Below are 18154 nucleotides of genomic sequence, written 5' to 3'. Positions count from 1 at the left end.
TTTACATATTATCAATTAATATGTTATAATAAAGTTGTAATTGATTTTTGTTAAAAAATAATATTCGATTACACAGTGGAAATTTATGCAATTTAGGAGGTAAAATATGTGTAATAATTGTAACTGCTTTAGTGAAATAAGAGAATTCATTAAAGGTAAAGAATCCTCAGATTTGATTGAGATTTTACACAAGACTCAAGATATTTATGGATATATTCCAAAAGAAGTTATTTACATAATCGCAAAAGGAATAGATATTCCCGCTTCTGAAATTTATGGAGTTGTTACTTTTTACTCAAGATTCAGTTTAGTTCCAAAAGGAAAATATGCTATTTCCGTCTGCATGGGTACAGCTTGTTATGTAAAGGGAGCAGAAAATTTATTAGATGAATTTTCAAATCTTTTAGGTATAAAAGTTGGAGAAACAACTGACGATTTATTGTTTTCATTAATCGAAACAAGATGTGTCGGTGATTGTGCAAATGCTCCTATAGTTACTGTTAACGATAAAGTTTATACTCATGTCTCAAAAACTGAAATAAGAGATATCTTAGCAGAGGCAAAGGAGGTTTAGTATGGGATATGTAAAAATTTTAGATAAAATAAAAAACAAAAAATATCCTGAAATGTTAAAAATCAAGTCCGAAGACGAAAAATACATTGTAGATGAAAATGGAATAAGATTAAGAGGAGATTTTTTTGAAAAACAAACTCGTATTACATTGAAAAACTACGATATAATAAATCCTTTAGATATTGAAGAATACATAGCGATGGGTGGTTATTACGCTCTAGAAAAATCTATTTTCAACTTAGAGAAAAAAGAAATTATTGACATAGTAAAAGATTCAAATCTTAGAGGTAGAGGTGGAGCAGGATTCCCTACAGGAAAAAAATGGGAAGGTGCTTTTAGACAGGATACGGAAATTAAATATGTAATCTGTAATGCAGATGAAGGAGATCCTGGTGCATATATGGATAGATCTATCCTTGAAGGAGACCCTCATGTTGTAATTGAAGGCATGGCAATCGCTGCAAGATCAATTGGTGCAAGTAAGGGTTATGTATATGTAAGAGCTGAATACCCTAAGGCTGTTCAAATGCTTACTCATGCAATTGAAGAAGCAAAAAAATATAATTTATTAGGTGATAATATTATGGATTCAGATTTTTCCTTTGATTTAAAAATCCGACTTGGTGCTGGAGCTTTCGTCTGTGGTGAAGGTACTGCTCTTATAAGATCTATCGAAGGAAAAAGAGGTATGCCAAAGTCAAAAGTTTATAGAACAACCGAAAGAGGACTTTTTGAATATCCTACAGTTTTAAATAATGTTGAAACTTTTGCAAATATTCCTTTAATAATAAATAATGGTGCCGATTGGTTTAAGTCTATCGGTACGGAAGATTCTCCAGGAACAAAAGTTTTCGCATTGGTTGGAAAAGTAGTAAATGCAGGTCTTGTTGAAGTTCCAATGGGAAAAACTATAAATGAAATTGTACTTGATATTGGTGGAGGCTGTCCTAATAATAAAAAAATAAAAGCCGTCCAAACAGGAGGTCCTTCAGGTGGTTGTATTCCTGAAAGATTATTTGATACAAAAGTTGATTTCATTTCACTTTCAAGAATAGGCTCAATAATGGGTTCCGGTGGAATGGTAGTTATGGATGAAGATGACTGTATGGTTGATATTGCAAAATTCTTTATGAAATTTACAGTTGATGAATCTTGTGGTAAATGTACTCCTTGCAGAGTCGGAAATAGAAGAGTTTTAGAAATTTTAGAAAGAATTACCTCAGGAAATGGTGAAATGTATGATTTAGACTTACTTCAAGAACTTTCAGAAGTAATAACAGATGCAAGTTTATGTGGTCTTGGAAAAACTGCAACAACTCCTGTTCTAAACTCAATGCACTATTTTAGAGATGAATATGAAAATCATATAAAAGAAAAAAGTTGTTATGCTCATGTTTGTAAAGATCTTCTACAATATTATATTACAGAAAACTGTATTGGTTGTAGATTGTGTAAAAGACAGTGCCCTGTTGATGCAATTGAAGGAGATAGAAAAGTACGACATGTTATCGACTCAAGCAAATGTATAAAGTGTAATAATTGTCTTGAAAAATGTCCTGTTAAGGCAATCATCTTGAAATAGGAGGTAATTATGGTTAATTTAAAAATAAATGGGCAAGAAATTCAAGTTGAAAAAGGTACTACAATACTGGAAGCAGCAAAAAAAATTAATATAAAAATTCCAACCCTCTGCCATATGGATATGAAAGGCTTAGGATTTATAAATAGAGATGCCAACTGTAGAGTTTGTCTTGTTGAACTTATGGATAAACATACATTAGTTCCGGCTTGTGATACACTTGTAAAAGAAGGAATGGATGTGAGAACTGATACTTATAGAGTTATTCGTTCAAGAAAAGTAAATATTGAATTATTACTTTCAACCCACCCTACTGATTGTCTTGTTTGTTCTAAGAGCGGAAATTGTGAATTACAAGATTTAGCTTGGCTTGCAAATATTAGAACAATTAGATTTACAGGAGAAAGAATAAATTTCCCTTTAGATAATTCTTCGCTTTCTCTTATAAGAGATCCTAACAAATGTATTCTTTGTAAAAGATGTGAAACCATGTGTAACGAAGTACAAACAGTTGGAACATTAACTGACATTGGTAGAGGTTTCCCCGTAGTTGTAGGAACAGAATTTAATGACCCTATGATAAAAACAAACTGTACTTTCTGTGGTCAATGTTTAACTGTTTGTCCAACCGGAGCTTTATATGAAGTAAGTTCAATAGAACCTGTCATCAAAGCCTTAATGGATAAGACAAAGACTGTTATAGTTCAAACTGCACCTGCAGTTAGAGTTGCTTTAGGAGAAGAATTTGGAATGAATCCCGGAACAGTAGTTACAGGAAAAATGGTAACTGCTCTTAGAAATCTAGGTTTTGATTACATTTTTGATACAGATTTTGCGGCAGACTTAACTACAATTGAAGAAGCAAAAGAATTTGTTACAAGATTTGAAAAGGGAGAAAATCTTCCAATTTTGACAAGCTGTTGTCCAAGTTGGGTAAATTTCATCGAGTATAACTTCCCAGAAATGCTACATATTCCTTCAACTTGTAAATCACCACATGAAATGTTCGGTTCAGTTGCAAAAACATATTTTGCAGAAAAAATGAATATAGATCCTAAAGATATAGTAGTTGTATCAATAATGCCTTGTGTTGCTAAAAAATATGAATCAGCAAGACCTGAACTTAGCAATAAGGGCTTAAGCGACGTTGATTATGTATTGAGTACAAGAGAAATTGCACATATGATTAAAGATTGTTCTATGGATTTTCCAAAGCTTGAAGATTCAGACTTTGATAGCATTATGGGAGAATCCTCAGGAGCAGGTGTAATTTTCGGATCTACAGGTGGTGTAATGGAAGCTGCACTTAGAACTGCGTATAATATGATTACAGGCGAAAACCTTGAAAATTTAGAATATATAGAATTAAAAGACTTGAGAGGATTTAAAGAAGCTGAAATAGAAATAAAGGGTAAAAAAATAAAAGCCGCCGTTGTAAGTGGTTTAGGAAATGCTAGAAAACTTTTAAATGCCATTAAATCCAAAGAAAAAACTTATGATATTATAGAAATAATGGCTTGCCCAGGTGGTTGTATTGCTGGTGGTGGTCAACCTTTCATACATGGAGATACAGATATTATTGAAAAGAGAATGCATGGTATCCACAGTGAAGATAGAAACAAAAAAATCAGATTATCTTATCAAAATCCTTCAATTCAAAAAATATATAATGAATACTTAGGAGAACCTGGCGGAGAAAGAGCACATCATCTTCTTCATACAACTTATGGAAAATAGGAATACAAATTAATATAACTCATACTAAAAAAGGATTGAAATTTTACTATTTCAATCCTTTTTGATTGTGAAACAACAAGGTTCCCGGGAACCTACCCGATGCGAAGCATCGTGGAAGGGTGGGGTTATTATTTAAAAATTATTACATAAATGCTTCTGCTACAAATTTTAATATAAATAGCAAAGCTAAAATATATACCACTGGAGAAACTTCTTTTCCTCTGCCTGAAACCAATTTTAATACTGCGTATGAAACTATACCAAAAACAATACCATTTGCTATTGAGTATGTTAGAGGCATCATAATAATAGTTAAAAATGCCGGCAGAGCTTCTGTATAATCCTCAAAATCAATTTTCTTAATTCCTGTAATCATAAATAATCCTACTACAATTAATGCAGAAGATGTTGCATAAGTCGGAATGACTGCAAAAATAGGTTGGAAAATTAAAGCCAATAAGAAAAGAAGAGCCGTAACTATTGAAGTAAGTCCTGTTCTTCCTCCTTCAGCAACACCAGATGCACTTTCAACAAATGTAGTTACTGTTGATGTCCCAAGCATTGCACCTACTGTTGTTCCTATTGAGTCAGCAAAAAGAGCCTGTCTTGCTCTAGGTAAATTTCCATCTTTGTCTAACATATCAGCTTTTGATGCAACTCCTACAAGAGTTCCTACTGTATCGAACAAGTCGACGAATAGGAAGGCAAAAAGAGCTACAAACATTTCAGTTGATAAAACTTTGCTGAAATCAAATTTCATAAAAATAGGAGCTATACTTGATGGTTTACCTATAATTGCATTTGGAAGTTCAGAAACTCCACAAATTATTGACACCGCTGTTGTAGCTAACATGCCAAATAAAATTGCACCCGGAACTTTTTTTACAAGTAAGAAAATTGTAAATAAAATACCAAAAATTGTAATTAATGAAGTAGTACTTGTAATTGTTCCTAAGTCAAGAGGTATTCCCTTCCCTTGTTTAACAAGTCCTGCCTGATACAGTCCTAAAAATGCGATAAAAATACCAATACCCGCACTAACCGCTTGTTTAAGTGAATATGGCATGGCATTTACAATCATTTCTCTAACTTTTGTAAAAGTTAAAATTAAAAATATAATCCCTTCCAATAAAACAGCTGTTAATGCAAATTGCCAGCTATATCCTTTACCAATTACAATTGTATAAGTAAAGTAAGCATTTAAACCCATACCAGGTGCTAATGCAAAAGGATAATTTGCAAGAAGCGCCATTATAACTGTTCCTATGAATGAAGCAATAGCTGTTGTTGTAAATACAGCACCCTTATCCATTCCAGCTTGAGATAAAACTGTAGGATTTACAACTAATATGTACGCCATAGTCATAAATGTAGTAATACCTGCTAAAACCTCTGTTCTAACAGTTGTTTTGTGTTCCTTGAGTTTGAAAAAGTTTTCAAAAAATGTGCTCATACTTCCTCCTAAAAATTTTTTTACAAAAACAAAAATAACTCTTAAAAAATAACCACTAAAAAAATAAATGCCCAAAAAGTAGGCTTCAAGCGAAACCTACCTTCTGGGCTTTTCTCCCTTAGGTGTAGTGCATAGCACCTGCACAGCTTGGACCTGCAAGAAAAATCTTCGGAACCCTATGTGCTCTTTCTCTTTGAGTTATCAATATTACATCAATATAATAACAGTAAATAATTCTTTTGTCAATATCTATTTATTAGCTAATATTCTCATTTTAATTTTAAAAAAGAATAATAAGTCTTTCCAAATTAATATTCCTTTATTATGCCGATTAGTAGGTATTTATTTTAGATATTCCTTTACTTTATGAGAATACTTATCCAACAATTCTCTCGAATATTTTTTTTCGTTTTTCGAATCTCTAACCTCTTTCCAAAGAATAGAAGCAACCTTTAACTTATTCGAATACTCTAAACTAGATTTATCAGAGCAAAAGTCTTTTAAAAATTGATTCCATTCACAAACTGAATTATCATACTTTGCATAATCATATTTTCCATAATACACATTTAACATATCCTGAATTGTAAAATTCAAATCTTTATCTTTTTTTACTTTCCTCCAAGATGTCGCCATATCAGCATTAAATTTAAATGGTGAAATTCCTGTTAAGCTAGAAAAGTATTCTCTAAACTTTGTATTAAAGGAAAAACCACACTCAAGTAATGGCATATCTAAAGTAATATTTTCCGCTTTCTTCTTTTCTTTTTTTATTACTATCTTTTTAATGATATTTCCTTTAAAATACTCCTCAATAGTACAATTGAGTTCTTGTTTTGTACCTCTATATTCTAAACCTAGTAATTTACATATTTTAGAAAGTTCTTCACGATACCAATAATATTTACAAAATTCTTCAAATGTTTTAATTTCTTGAAACTCTGGTCTTTTTGTCAATGTTTTTCCTCCTTAAAAATCATATTTACATTAAATGTAATATATATTTTTCGCAATTTCTATAGCCAAAATTCTTGCAGATTCATAACTAAAATGAACTCCGTCAACAGTTGTAGTTAACCCTCTAATTTTCGCAAAATAGTTTTTGCTTATTGGAACTAAAGTCATAATTATATAGTCAAAAATCCTCAATAAGAACCCCACCCTTCTACGATGCTTCGCATCGGGTGGTTTCCCGGGAACCTTGTTGCTTCGCAATAAAAATCTGTATTTCCAAGTATATACACGATTATCAGGTTGAATTTTTTCCTTTTGTAATTTATAGATATCAATAAAAGGATAATTATACTTTTTAGACAAATCCTCTATCATTTTATTTCTCTTTACTAACTTTTCATCAGGAAATTTTTCCAAATTTATAAATGGCATTCCAAAAATAATAACTTTTTTATTTCTTTCATGAAGAAAATTTAAAAGTTCATTATATTCTTGATAAAATGTTTCATCATCTTCAATACATCTCTTTATTTTACAACGCGAACTCATTAGTAAAAACCAAAATGGAGAGCTATCTCTTAAATATGGCAAGAGAATATCATTTGTCCCAATGCCTATAATATAAAGGTCGGAATCAGTATTAGGATTATTAACAATTTTTTTAAGCCTACTAAACATCCCTCTTAGGCTGTCTCCATTTTTGCCCTTATTTATGTAGTCATATCCCATATAATTATATAAAAAGTAAAAATAAGAATATCCTACATTTCCATAAGTTAGACTATCTCCTATACAAACTACTTTCATTGATTTACCTCCCATAAACAGTAGTTAAAACTAAAGAGGAGTAATTTTACTCTAACTCCCCCATAAATTTAGCTTTAATTTTCTTCGTATATGCTCTCTAAAAATTTATAGATATCAAGATAAACTTTATCTTTATCAATTTCATTTAAAACTTCATGACGCATCTGTGCATAAAGTTTTATTTTTACATTTTTTAAGCCAGCTTTTTTATACATTCTATATCCTTTTAAAACTCCCTTTCCATAAGCTCCTACAGGGTCTGCTTTTCCAGAAATAAAGAATATAGGTAAATCTTTATTTATATTTTCGAGATTCTTTTTATCAGAGGCTTCTCTTATCAAAGTTATCAAATCTAAGAAAAAAGTATTTGTGCAAAGAAAACCACAATCCTTATCTAAAATATAGTTATCAACAATTTTTTCATCTCTTGTAAGCCAATCAAAATCGGTGTTTTTATTTTTAATTCTAGAATTATATCCTTTAAAACCAAGTCTATTTACAAAATTACTTCTTTTATTCCCATTTCTTTTCGTTAAAATTCTAGCTAATAACATTGCAACTCTGTGTTTCATTCCATATTGTTCAGTTGTACCACAAATTATAGCACCATCAACACAATCAGAATATTCAATTAAAAAATTTCTAACTATAACTGATCCCATGCTATGTCCAAATATTACAACTTTTTTATTAGGAAATTGCTCTTTTATATATTTATTAAGGTCGTAAACATCTTCAATAAGTTTTATATCCCCTTCTTCGTCGGCAATATGACCTCTTTCTTCTTCAGCTTCACAAGTTTTTCCATGTCCTCTATTATCCATTCCAAAAACTCTAATTCCCTGTTTTTCCAAAAATAGAGCAAAGTCTTTATATCTTCTTATATGTTCAGCCATTCCATGACAAATTTGCAGAACTATTTTCGGATTTTTTAAATTTTCAGAAAAATCAATACAACTCAACTTCTTGTTGTCAAGACTTGAATACATATAAAATTCTTTCATAAAACACCCCGTAACCACAATATATATTTATTTTACCACAAATTGCTTAATAAATATAGTGTTTATAAGAACCCCACCCTTCCTCGATGCTTTGCATCGGGTGGGTGCCCGGGAACCTTGTTGTTTCACAATAATAACCCCACCCTTCCTCGATGCTTTGCATCGGATGGGTGCCCGCGAACCTTGTTGTTTCACAATAACAACCCCACCCTTCCTCGATGCTTTGCATCGGGTGGGTGCCCGCGAACCTTGTTGTTTCAGAATAAAAAAACTTATTTTTACAATATTATGACACAACTGTTATAAGAGAAAATATATAAAAAAGAGAATATCTTGTATAATTATAATAACAAAAAATTCTCTTCTAATTTTCTATATTTCTTTTAACTTTTTAACAGTTCTTCTAATTTTATCAATATCAAAATCCCTATATTCAATTACAAGAGGAACTTCTGAATTTAATTTTAATATGTTTCTAATAATAAATTCATAATTCACAGTTCCTGTTCCTAACTCTTTGTGCGAATCTATATCTCCATTATTATCATGAATATGAACCCCGATAATATAATTGTAGAGTTCATTCAAATTGTCATTATAATATGCTACATTATAGTGTCCTAAATCAAATAAAAATTTAAAATCTTTAACTCCCTCCACTATTTTTTTTATATCTCTAAAATCATCCCCCAATAACAACTTACCATTTTTTTGATATGGTAAATTTTCAATACCAATAGGTGTCAAAAATTTATTATTTTCATAAAATTTTCTAAAATCTTCAATTAACAACTCAATCCTATCAGTCATTTTTGTTCTTCCAGATCCACACTCTCCAATATGTAATGTCAACCATTTAGCAGAAGTTTTATCACATAAATTCAAGAAATCTCTTAATATATCAAAAGATGTCATCTTTAATCTCTTAATTTTTTCAATAAAATTAATGCCTAAAGTTCCATGAAAACTAATACTAATATTATTATTTTTTGCTAATTCCGAAATAAATGTTACAAAATTCTCTGAAAAATAATAGCTATCTACATCAGAATTTTTTATCTGAATTTCAAAATGTTTTATCCCTATACTAAGAAGTAAATTTATCAGTTCTTTATTGAATAGATATTCTATTTTTTCAATTTTTAATCCTATTATCATAACTAACTCCACCTACATAACTTTTTAAACTTCTATTACTATTTTATTATTTTATGTACATTAAAATTTCTATCCAAATAAAACTCTTGATAATTGATTTATGATATTATTAGAGCTTCTTTCAAAAAAACATTTTCTCTATATTATTTTAATATAGATTATTAATATTAAAAATATTCTATACTTTTCAAAAAATTTTGTCAACAACTTGTAATAACTATAAAATAAGTAAATTACTTTATACATTTTATAAAAAAACTCATTTTCACAATTGTAAAAATGAGTTTTAAAAATTAAATCGCTTCTGCATGATATGAACTTCTTACCAATGGACCTGAATTTACTCTCAAAAATCCCATTTTAAAAGCTATATCTCTATATCTATCAAATTGTTGAGGATGTACATATTCCTTAACAGCAATGTGGAATTTTGTCGGCTGTAAATATTGTCCTACAGTTACCATATCGCATCCTACATCTCTAAGAGCCTTGAAAACTTCAACAACTTGTTCTTCAGTTTCTCCAAAACCTACCATAAGTCCTGATTTTGTTTTAAGTCCACATTCTTTTGCATATTTTAAAACCTCTAAACTTCTTTGAAAGTTTGCAGCAGGTCTAACTTTTGGATAGAATGCAGGAATTGTTTCAACATTATGGTTTAAAACATCCGGTTTTGTTTCATAAATTATATCCATTAATTCTTTTCTTCCTGACATATCAGGAATTAAAAGTTCTATTGTAGTTTCAGGATTGTACTTCCTAACTTGTCTTACAACTTCTGCAAATTGATTTGCCCCTTCATCTGGTAAATCATCTCTTGTTACCGATGTTACTACAGCATGTTTTAATCCTAAAATTTGAACTGCTTTAGCAAGATTTTCAGGTTCATCCAAATCTACAGGATCTGGTGTATGTCTTGTTACGTTACAAAAAGTACAATTTCTTGTACAGTTTCTTCCAAGAATCATGAAAGTTGCAGTCCTTCTTGAATAACATTCCATTTTATTAGGACAATTTGCTTCATGACAAACAGTATGTAATTTCAACCCTTCGATCATACTTTCAACATCAGTTGTATTTTTATCTCCCTGAATTTTTAATTTTAACCATTCAGGCTTTCTCATTATTTCTGCTTTTTTCCTCAGCATATTACACCTCTTAAAATAATTTAGTTATATCATCAATAAAAACTTCTTTATCCATTGACTTGATATATCTGTCAATTTCAATATCTTTAAGAGCCTCTTCAATTGACTTTTTCGAACATTGAACTCCTTTTAATATACCACACAATTTATCTATACCCAATTCACTAAAGAAATCTCCTTCAATGGAAATGTCTCTAATCCTCCCGTTTTCAATATCAAGACCTATTTCTACAACCCCACAAGAATATTTTTCAGCTTTTCTATTTTTTTTCAAAGAGCCCTTTCCATAATTCCAGTTTTTTGTTGCAAAAAGAGAATCTCTAATTTCATAAATTTTTTTCATCTCTTCCGTACTTAAAGTTGTAGTATTGGTAATTTTGTATTCATCTTTTATATATGCAATAGCCTTATTCATAAAAGTTTCAACATCCATATCAATCATATCTCCTATAAATCCTACTCTGGATCTTACAGATTGAACGGCTTTCCCTTTAAATTTTATATCTCTTGATTTTAAAGAATTGCTTAGATTATATAAATTTGCTTTAAATAAAAAAGTACCATGATGTAAAATCTTTTCTTTATTTTGATATTGGGCATTTCCACTGACCTTTGCTCCGTCTATCTGAATGTCATTTCTTCCCGTAAATTCTGCATTAAGCCCCAAAGACTTCAGAAAATTAACAACTGGCTTTGCAAATTTTTTAAAAGATGAATCCACGTCATCTCCGGTTTTTTTAGTTATAAAACTATATTGCATATTTTCTGTATCACAATATATTGCACCACCACCGGATAATCTTCTGATTACATCCATATTATTTGCATTTGTAAAATCCAAATTGACTTCCAAATCAATATTTTGATATCTTCCAATCAAAATACAAGGCCTATTTCTCCAAAGCATAAAAATATCTTCATCATAATTTTCCATTAAATAAAGTTCTATTGCATGATTTAAAGCCGGATCAAAATTTTTATTTTCAACAAAAATCATATTATATCTCCATAAATTAATTTTAACTTAAATATATTTTACCACAAATCAAAATATAAAAATAGTACCACAAAAAAAGAAAACCAAAATGATTTTCTTTAAATTTTTAAAAACTTTCTTAAATTCTGTAAAATTACTATTGTCATTAACATAACAATTCCTGTTAAAACCATTGTTCCACCCGGCTTTAATCCTTTGTAGTACGAAATAACAATGCCTGCAATCGTAAATAACATTCCAAACAAAATAGAATAAACCACTGTCTGAAAATACGATTTTGAAACTCTTAAAGCACAGGCGACAGGAATAACCATAAGAGATGAAACCATTAAAACTCCAACAGTTCTTGAAGCGATTGAAATTGATAGAGAAATTAGAAATGTAAAAATTATATTTACGGTTTGAACTCTAATTCCTGCAAGTCTTGCTCCAACTTCATCAAATGAAACATATAACAGAGCTTTATACAATACAACGAAAACAGCAATTACAATAAAAAACACCATTGTAACTAAAATAACTTCAAAATCACTTATGGCAACAATACTTCCAAACAAAAAACTGTTGAAATTGGCTGCCCCTTTTACGAAATCTGAAAGAACAGCAGCAAGTCCAATCCCCATACTCATAATTATTGCTGTTGATATATCCGAATTTTTTGGAAAATATCTCCTCATAATTTCAATGGAAAAACTTGCAATCGCACAGGAAACTATCGCCGTTATAATTGGATTTACTCTAAAAATAAGTCCAATTGTAACTCCGGCAAGAGAAACGTGAGATAATGCCTCCCCAATCATAGAATTTCTCTTATTTACCATAACAACCCCAATGCAAGGTATAACAATGGATAACATAATTCCAACTAAAAAAGCTCTCCTCATAAATTCAAATTGAAACATTATCTTACCACCACTTTCTTATCTCTTATTTCCACAACCCTTGTAAGATTATCTTTCATAATTTCAAGTTCATGAGTTACAAGCAAAATTGTAATTCCATGCACTCTGTTAAGATGAGTTAAAATCTTAAAAAGTTGATTTTTACTTTCTTTGTCAATTCCTGTTGTAGGCTCATCAAAAAGTAAAATCTTAGGACTATTTATTAAAGATTTTGCAATCATAATCCTTTGTTGTTGTCCACCACTCATTTTATTCAGAGGTGTATTTGCAAACTCAAGCATATTAACTTGTGATAATGCCCTTTTTGCAAGTTCAAGATGACTTTTTCTTGAAAATTTGAAAAATCCCATTTTATCATAAAGATTTAAGGTTACAATCTCCAAGGCGGTTATGGGAAAACTAGGTATATTATTAGCATTTATCTGTGGAACATATCCTATAATCTTCCATTCTTTAAAATTTCTAATATTTGTATTTGATATAAATATTTCTCCACTTGATGGGTTAAATTCTCTTAAAATTAATTTGAGCAAAGTAGATTTTCCACTACCATTTGCTCCAATTATAGCTATAAAATCTTTCTCTTGAATATCAAAAGAAAGATTTTCTAAAACATTTGCGCCCCCACTGTAAGAAAAAGACACATTTTTTATTGAAATAATATTTTCCAAAACATTCTCCTATCTTGTAATTTCAACTATCTTCAAATCTTTGATAGTTGATTTTTCTATCTAAGTTTCTAATTTACTTCTCTTAACTAAAATTAGTCTATTTTATATAAATCATCTATATATTAAGCTGTGATAAATTCTTTATAAATTTAAAATTAAATTTGTAACTTTCATTTTATCCTATTTATCTATAATCACTTTTATATTATCTTTGCCATAAGCCAAAAAAAGTGATATAATAATGGCAAAGGAAATGATTTTAGTTATGATTTTTTCACAATCACTCCTTTTAGTTAATTAAGAGTGATTATATTTGCAAATAGCACTCATTTACATATACAGTATTATATACCTATTCTAGTTAAAAATCAAGCAAAGGAGAGTATTTATGAAAAAAGTTTTTTTGAATATTTTAAAAGAAAATGACTTAAAAATTACAAAAAACAGATTAGCAATCCTTAATGAATTGGACAAAAGAGAAATTCCTACAACAGCAGAAGATATTTACAATGCAATCTCAACAAAAGGAGAAAAATATAGTATCTCAAGTATATATAGAGCATTAAATCAATTCTGTGAAAAAAACATTGCAAAGAGAACTGCAGAAATAGACGGAACTACATATTTTCAATTGAATAATGGACATATTCACAGTCTAATTTGTGAAAAATGTAAAAAAATAATACCGATAAATCATTGTCCAATACATAGCTTAATTGATGACATAGAAAATAAAACCGAATTTATTGTAACCGGACATTATTTAGAAATTAAAGGACTTTGTAAAAATTGTCAGAAAAAACTTTCAAAAGAAGAACTGGATTATATAAAAAATTCCAGTAAAGAACTGCACAGTAATCATAAATGTAAAAATGAAAATTGTATCTAAATACCTTTAAAAACTTTTTTAAAAAGTATTGACAAATATTTAATAAATTGATATAATAAACAAGCATTCGTATGAGTGTGAAGTTTGGTGGGTGTGGCCTAGCTGGTTAGGGCGTCAGATTGTGGCTCTGAAGGTCATGGGTTCGAATCCCATCATCCACCCCATATATGCAGGAATGGCGGAACTGGCAGACGCGCTAGACTTAGGATCTAGTGTCATTGACGTGGGGGTTCAAGTCCTCTTTCCTGCACCATGTTTTCCCGTGTAGTAGTTAAAAAGTAGAGTTTTTTGGACTCTACTTTTTTCTTTACAAAATTTAAGAGAGGAGTTATTATGAAAAAAGTTATAAATATTGAAAAAACAGACTCTAATTTTGAAGATTATATTTTATTTGATATAGAAACAACAGGTCTTAGTAGGACTAAAGACTTTATGTATATGTTTGGTATTTGTGAAAAAAAGGAAAAAGAATTAATCTATTCTCAATATTACATAGAGAATGAAAGGGAAGAAAAAGACTTGATTTTAAAGATAAAGGAGCTTTTAAATTCAAAACAAGTAATCTCATATAATGGCGACAGATTTGATTTTCCATTTATAAGAAAAAAGATGGAAAAATATAATATAACAAAAATAGATTTTCAAAATATTGACATTTACAGGCAATTCCAAAAACTTAATTTTTTCCTTGATGAACCTAGCCTAAAAGCCATAAATCTAGGAAAAAGACTTGGTTTTGATGTTCATAACCATGTTAATCAACAAGAAATGCCTAAAATTTTTAAGATGTATCAAGAACTTAAGGATAAGGAGATGTTGTCAAAACTTATTTACCATAACTATATTGATCTGCAAATTCTAAGCTATATTTATGAATATAAGGAAAGTGTTTTAAATAAAATTTTGACTATTAATAATAAAAAATTTACAGGAATTTTAAAAAATATTTATATTCAAAAAAATTATCTGATAACGAGACTTTATAATACGGAAAAAGCAGAAATAAATTTTCATCAAAATAATTACAGTATAACAAGCAATAAAGATGAACTCAAAATAGCTTTAGAATTGGAAGACGGACTAATTGAAAATAATATAAAAGCTAAAGTTTTTAAATCAAAATATGAAAATAAAATCTTCAAAGAGTCCCAAAATTTAACTGAAAACTTTATTCTGATAATAAAAAATAATAAAATAATTAAAGAAAATTTACTCCTTTTACTAAATTTAATTTAATATAGGTAAAACGGTAAAAAATCCTTTAATTTTTTCGGCTTTTGGTGTATAATAATATTGGAGGTAGTTATGTAGTTGTTGATAAAATTTAGGAGTTTACTATGGATGTCGGTGACAAAATTTTTTATCCTATGCATGGAGCAGGATTGATTAAAAGCATAGAAAATAAGTGCTTAGGCGATGATTGTGAACGATTTTATGTGATTGAACTTCCTATGGAACAAAATTTGCATATATTTATTAAAGAGGACGATATTGATAAGTTTGAATTTAGACAACTTGTAAATGAAGATACCCTCGATAAAGTTTACAGTTACCTTAATGATGTAGATTGCCCTATGCCTAATAATTGGGTACAAAGATACAAGGAAAATACACAAAGGCTTAAGTCTTCGGATATTTTCAATATAGCATATGTTTTTAAGGGATTGGTTGTTAGAAATGGGAAAGGTAAACTTTCTTTAAAAGAATTATTTATGTTAAACCTTGCTAGACGAATTTTAATTTCAGAATTTGTTATGGTTAGTGGTTTTTCAAAGAACAAAATCAACAAAATAATAGATTATTCTATGGAACATTAGGAGGAAAGTATGTTTAAAGTTTTAAGATACTTGACCTTTGTTTTTGGTGGACTTTTAGGAATTTTAGCTGCCTATGGAATTGGTCAAGTAATAGAATTAGAGGTAAGTAAATCTATTGTAGTTTCGATTTATACCGTATGTGCAATTATTTTTGGTATCATTTTTTATTTATTATTTCCGGTAATTTTTAAGAAACTTACAGAAAATTTTGAAAATGTAATTAAAAAGGCACAAAAGACTCCAACTTCAGATATTGTTATCGCGATAGCAGGGCTTATAGTTGGATTAGTTATAGCTTTTTTAATCTCTTTACCTATTTCCAATATAAATTTTCCTGTTATAGGAAATTTATTAAGTGCAACCATTACTATTTTTATATATTGTGCACTTGGATTTATTGGAATTAAAATTGCAGTAGATAAAAAAGACGAAATCTTGAAACTTAAGATTTTTTCAAGAGAAAAAACTATTAAAAAAGGACAGTCTTATCCTAAAATTTTAGATACTTCTGTAATAATTGACGGAAGAATTTACGATATAATTAAGACTGGATTTTTAGAAGGTCCAATTATTATTGCTATGTTTATGGTTAAAGAATTGCAATACATCGCCGATTCTGAAGACCCAAACAGAAGACAAAGAGGTAGACGAGGACTTGATATTTTAGATTTACTTCAAAACGAAAAAAATGTTGAGATAAAAATTGTAGATAAGGATTATAAGAATATCAAAGAAGTGGATCATAAATTGTTAAAACTAACAGAAGATTATCACGGAAAACTTATTACAAATGACTATAATTTGAATAAAGTTGCATCTCTTCAAAAAATTTCTATACTTAATATAAATGAGCTTGCACTTGCAGTGAAACCTGTCGTAATTCAAGGCGAAAAACTTATTGTTGAAGTCATAAATCGTGGTAAGGAACCTGAACAAGGTCTTGGTTATCTTTCCGATGGAACTATGATTGTAGTTGAAGACGGAAAAGATTATATTGGCCAAACAATAGAAACAACTGTAACAAGTATATTGCAAACTCCTGCGGGTAAGATGATATTTACTAGAAAAAACTTAAAATAGATATATTATGTAATTTAAAGGGAGGATTTCATGAATGAGAGAATTTATAAATCAACATCTTTTCAATTTGTAAAAGAATTAGTATTATTATTTGTTGCCTGTGCCTTTTTAACTTTTATTCTACGTTTTTTTCTTCAAATATATGATAATGTAATCATTGTGGCGATTGTAGGCATTGTTTCATTATTATTTACACTTAGTGACAGAAAATTATATGTTAAAGTTACTGATGACACTCTTACATTAGTAAAAGGTAAAAAAATTGATGAATACAAAATAGAAGAATGTGCCTTAAAAGCTAGAATAAAAAATAATGATATTCTAACTTTATATGTTACTGATTCAAATGGTAATACAAAAAGTTATGATTTATCATTATTAGGCCACAAGCAATTCGAAAAACTTATTGAAGATCTTCGTATAGTAGGAGACAAATCAGAATCAATTACGCTTAAAGCGGAATAGATATATAGGAGGATATTATGGATAGTATTTCACAAATGATAAAAAATATGGGAATCTTGGCTTATATCATTCCTGCTGTTTTTATCATTTACATTATTGGAATTGTAATTTGGATGAAAAAAAGAAAACAAGGATATGAAAAATGGCTTTCAGAGCATCCTGATGCAGTTAAAATTTATTTGACTACAGGTTTTAACGCCATTACTTCAAAAACACTTTCCGGAAGAATTTTAAGTCCAAATGCTTATCCAAAAATTGCATATGAAGGAACTAAGTCTGTAATTTATGCATTACCGGGAACTGTTGATGTAGAACTTACTTACAGTTATACAAGACCTGGAGTTCTACATAAAAATGTAACTACAACTTGGGGACCTACAAAACTTTCACTTGAAGTTGAAAAAGGAAAAACTTATTCTTTAACTTTTGATAAAGATGAAGAAACTTTCAAATTCAGCGTTGAAAGATAATTAGAAAAAGGAAAACTTCGACAATTTATGTCGAAGTCAGAGTACAGACAAAGAATAAGTTTTGTCTGTGCTTTTTTTAATTCTAATTTTTATCAATTTTAACTAAAAGCTGACTGTGAAAGTCAGCTTTTAGTTAAATCAATTTTGATAAATTATTCATATTAAATTCTTTTAATAAGTCTTTTATTCCTGTTTTTATTTCATCTCTTTCGTCCATAAATCATAATCCCTTTTTAGATGTGCATCATTTGCCAACATTTCTTCAATAGTTTTATTTACCTTTTCATACAACTCTATAAAATTTTCATTTATTTCTTTCGCTTTTTCTACTTTTGAATCAAATTCTCTTTTTATTCTTTCTACTGTAGTATCATAGGTTACTCCACCTTCCATATAGGCAGTTCTTGCTTCTTGTGGTGTTAAATGAAATCCAGGTGGGACTTCTAATG

The 18154-nt window shown here is 29.3% G+C and carries 19 protein-coding genes and 2 tRNA genes; 11 read left to right on the top strand and 10 right to left on the bottom strand.

Features of this window, described 5'->3' with window-relative positions:
- The first annotated feature begins 106 nt into the window (after positions 1-106).
- The 3 genes from VJI93_RS03005 to VJI93_RS02995 are packed head-to-tail and all read left to right on the top strand — an operon-like array spanning position 107 to position 3890.
- Positions 107-574, top strand: coding sequence for an NADH-quinone oxidoreductase subunit NuoE family protein (locus VJI93_RS03005; protein WP_323999258.1), 468 nt, complete (start codon positions 107-109; stop codon positions 572-574).
- A 1-nt stretch (position 575) separates the two neighbouring features.
- Positions 576-2156 (top strand): NADH-ubiquinone oxidoreductase-F iron-sulfur binding region domain-containing protein, encoded by a 1581-nt coding sequence (locus VJI93_RS03000; RefSeq protein WP_323999260.1) that lies wholly within the window; start codon positions 576-578, stop codon positions 2154-2156.
- Positions 2157-2165: 9 nt separating this feature from the next.
- A complete protein-coding gene (locus VJI93_RS02995; protein ID WP_323999261.1) occupies positions 2166-3890 on the top strand; it encodes an NADH-dependent [FeFe] hydrogenase, group A6 in 1725 nt (574 codons plus the stop codon).
- A gap of 142 nt (positions 3891-4032) precedes the next feature.
- Here VJI93_RS02995 and VJI93_RS02990 read toward each other — a convergent pair whose 3' ends face one another.
- The 9 genes from VJI93_RS02990 to VJI93_RS02950 form a co-directional block, all read right to left on the bottom strand.
- Positions 4033-5343, bottom strand: a complete 1311-nt coding sequence (locus tag VJI93_RS02990; RefSeq protein WP_323999263.1) for an NCS2 family permease — start codon at positions 5341-5343, stop codon at positions 4033-4035.
- Between the two features lie 342 nt (positions 5344-5685).
- A complete protein-coding gene (locus tag VJI93_RS02985; RefSeq protein ID WP_323999265.1) occupies positions 5686-6300 on the bottom strand; it encodes an SAP domain-containing protein in 615 nt (204 codons plus the stop codon).
- 30 nt (positions 6301-6330) lie between these two features.
- Positions 6331-7104 (bottom strand): SGNH/GDSL hydrolase family protein, encoded by a 774-nt coding sequence (locus VJI93_RS02980; RefSeq protein ID WP_323999266.1) that lies wholly within the window; start codon positions 7102-7104, stop codon positions 6331-6333.
- A gap of 74 nt (positions 7105-7178) precedes the next feature.
- The gene (locus VJI93_RS02975) at positions 7179-8108 is read right to left on the bottom strand and encodes an alpha/beta hydrolase (protein ID WP_323999268.1); all 930 of its coding nucleotides are present in this window, start codon (positions 8106-8108) and stop codon (positions 7179-7181) included.
- A gap of 372 nt (positions 8109-8480) precedes the next feature.
- Positions 8481-9266 carry a sugar phosphate isomerase/epimerase family protein gene (locus VJI93_RS02970; protein WP_323999270.1) on the bottom strand — a complete coding sequence of 262 codons (786 nt, stop codon included), beginning with the start codon at positions 9264-9266 and terminating at the stop codon, positions 8481-8483.
- 293 nt (positions 9267-9559) lie between these two features.
- Positions 9560-10414: a lipoyl synthase gene (gene lipA / locus VJI93_RS02965; protein WP_323999271.1), complete on the bottom strand. Its 855-nt coding sequence runs from the start codon at positions 10412-10414 to the stop codon at positions 9560-9562.
- 10 nt (positions 10415-10424) lie between these two features.
- The gene (locus tag VJI93_RS02960) at positions 10425-11411 is read right to left on the bottom strand and encodes a lipoate--protein ligase (RefSeq protein WP_323999272.1); all 987 of its coding nucleotides are present in this window, start codon (positions 11409-11411) and stop codon (positions 10425-10427) included.
- 98 nt (positions 11412-11509) lie between these two features.
- Entirely contained in the window at positions 11510-12313 is an 804-nt protein-coding gene (locus VJI93_RS02955; protein WP_323999273.1) for a metal ABC transporter permease, read from the bottom strand.
- A complete protein-coding gene (locus VJI93_RS02950; RefSeq protein WP_323999274.1) occupies positions 12313-12984 on the bottom strand; it encodes a metal ABC transporter ATP-binding protein in 672 nt (223 codons plus the stop codon). The genes VJI93_RS02955 and VJI93_RS02950 overlap by 1 nt, the downstream gene beginning before the upstream one ends.
- A 388-nt stretch (positions 12985-13372) precedes the next feature.
- Between VJI93_RS02950 and VJI93_RS02945 the strand changes: the two genes are divergently transcribed.
- The 8 genes from VJI93_RS02945 to VJI93_RS02910 all read left to right on the top strand — a co-directional run bounded on the left by VJI93_RS02945 (position 13373) and on the right by VJI93_RS02910 (position 17705).
- Positions 13373-13873: a Fur family transcriptional regulator gene (locus tag VJI93_RS02945; protein WP_323999275.1), complete on the top strand. Its 501-nt coding sequence runs from the start codon at positions 13373-13375 to the stop codon at positions 13871-13873.
- A gap of 87 nt (positions 13874-13960) precedes the next feature.
- Positions 13961-14037 (top strand) — tRNA-His (locus tag VJI93_RS02940).
- 5 nt (positions 14038-14042) lie between these two features.
- Positions 14043-14126, top strand: a tRNA-Leu gene (locus VJI93_RS02935).
- A gap of 80 nt (positions 14127-14206) precedes the next feature.
- The gene (locus VJI93_RS02930) at positions 14207-15109 is read left to right on the top strand and encodes a ribonuclease H-like domain-containing protein (RefSeq protein ID WP_323999276.1); all 903 of its coding nucleotides are present in this window, start codon (positions 14207-14209) and stop codon (positions 15107-15109) included.
- A gap of 101 nt (positions 15110-15210) precedes the next feature.
- Complete coding sequence (locus tag VJI93_RS02925; protein ID WP_323999278.1) at positions 15211-15690, top strand: CarD family transcriptional regulator; 480 nt, start codon at positions 15211-15213, stop codon at positions 15688-15690.
- 9 nt (positions 15691-15699) lie between these two features.
- Entirely contained in the window at positions 15700-16770 is a 1071-nt protein-coding gene (locus VJI93_RS02920) for a PIN/TRAM domain-containing protein (protein WP_323999279.1), read from the top strand.
- Positions 16771-16800: 30 nt separating this feature from the next.
- A complete protein-coding gene (locus VJI93_RS02915; RefSeq protein ID WP_323999281.1) occupies positions 16801-17235 on the top strand; it encodes a hypothetical protein in 435 nt (144 codons plus the stop codon).
- A 17-nt stretch (positions 17236-17252) separates the two neighbouring features.
- A complete protein-coding gene (locus VJI93_RS02910; RefSeq protein ID WP_323999282.1) occupies positions 17253-17705 on the top strand; it encodes a hypothetical protein in 453 nt (150 codons plus the stop codon).
- A 195-nt stretch (positions 17706-17900) separates the two neighbouring features.
- Here VJI93_RS02910 and VJI93_RS02905 read toward each other — a convergent pair.
- On the bottom strand, positions 17901-18154 hold a 254-nt coding region (locus tag VJI93_RS02905), incomplete at its 5' end, for a hypothetical protein (RefSeq protein ID WP_323999283.1).

It is taken from the genome of Parvimonas sp. M20, from assembly GCF_035282425.1.
Lineage (GTDB): Bacteria > Bacillota > Clostridia > Tissierellales > Peptoniphilaceae > Parvimonas.
This window is presented reverse-complemented; position numbering and strand designations above follow the sequence as displayed.